Origin of the sequence: Burkholderia sp. AcTa6-5 (assembly GCF_017815075.1) — a bacterium.
GTDB classification, from domain to species: Bacteria; Pseudomonadota; Gammaproteobacteria; order Burkholderiales; family Burkholderiaceae; genus Burkholderia; species Burkholderia sola.
This window is the reverse complement of the sequence record NZ_JAGIQE010000069.1, coordinates 1-1,175: the sequence shown is the minus strand read 5'-3', so window position 1 is coordinate 1,175 and position 1,175 is coordinate 1. Positions and strand designations below refer to the sequence as shown.

Here is a 1,175-nt window from a genome sequence, read left to right as displayed (position 1 = left end):
ATGACGGATGTAGTGATCGTATCGGCCGCGCGGACCGCGGTCGGCAAATTCGGCGGCTCGCTCGCGAAGATTGCGGCGCCGGAACTGGGCGCGACGGTGATCCGCGCGGTGCTGGAGCGTGCGGGCGTGAAGCCCGACCAGGTCAGCGAAGTGATCATGGGCCAGGTGCTGACGGCCGGCTCCGGGCAGAACCCGGCGCGGCAGTCGGTGATCAAGGCGGGGCTGCCGAGCGCGGTGCCGGGCATGACGATCAACAAGGTGTGCGGCTCGGGCCTGAAGGCCGTGATGTTGGCGGCGAATGCGATCGTCGCGGGCGACGCGGAGATCGTGATCGCGGGCGGCCAGGAGAACATGAGCGCGGCGCCGCACGTGCTGCCGGGCTCGCGCGACGGGTTCCGGATGGGCGACGCGAAGCTGGTCGACACGATGATCGTCGACGGGCTGTGGGACGTGTACAACCAGTACCACATGGGCATCACGGCGGAGAACGTCGCGAAGGAATACGGGATCACGCGCGAAGAGCAGGACGCGTTCGCGGCGCTGTCGCAGAACAAGGCGGAAGCTGCGCAGAAGGCCGGGCGCTTCGACGACGAGATCGTGCCGGTGTCGATCCCGCAACGCAAGGGCGAGCCGCTGCAGTTCGCGACCGACGAGTTCGTGCGTCACGGCGTGACGGCGGAGTCGCTGGCCGGGCTGAAGCCGGCGTTCGCGAAGGACGGCTCGGTGACGGCGGCGAACGCGTCGGGGCTGAACGACGGCGCGGCGGCGGTGCTGGTGATGTCGGCGCAGAAGGCGGCGGCGCTGGGCCTGACGCCGCTGGCGCGGATCAAGGCGTATGCGAACGCGGGCGTGGATCCGAGCGTGATGGGCATGGGGCCGGTGCCGGCGTCGCGCCGGGCGCTGGAGCGCGCGGGCTGGACGCCGGGCGACCTGGACCTGATGGAGATCAACGAAGCGTTCGCGGCGCAGGCGCTGGCGGTGCACAAGCAGATGGGCTGGGACACGTCGAAGGTGAACGTGAACGGCGGGGCGATCGCGATCGGCCACCCGATCGGCGCGTCGGGCTGCCGGATCCTGGTGACGCTGCTGCACGAGATGGTCAAGCGCGACGCGAAGCGCGGGCTGGCGTCGCTGTGCATCGGCGGCGGGATGGGCGTCGCGCTCGCGGTCGAGCG

1 protein-coding gene is annotated in these 1,175 nt (G+C 70.6%); it reads left to right on the top strand.

Annotated features, from left to right (window positions below):
- On the top strand, positions 1-1,175 hold a 1,175-nt coding region (locus J8I33_RS34225), incomplete at both ends, for an acetyl-CoA C-acetyltransferase (RefSeq protein ID WP_148093100.1).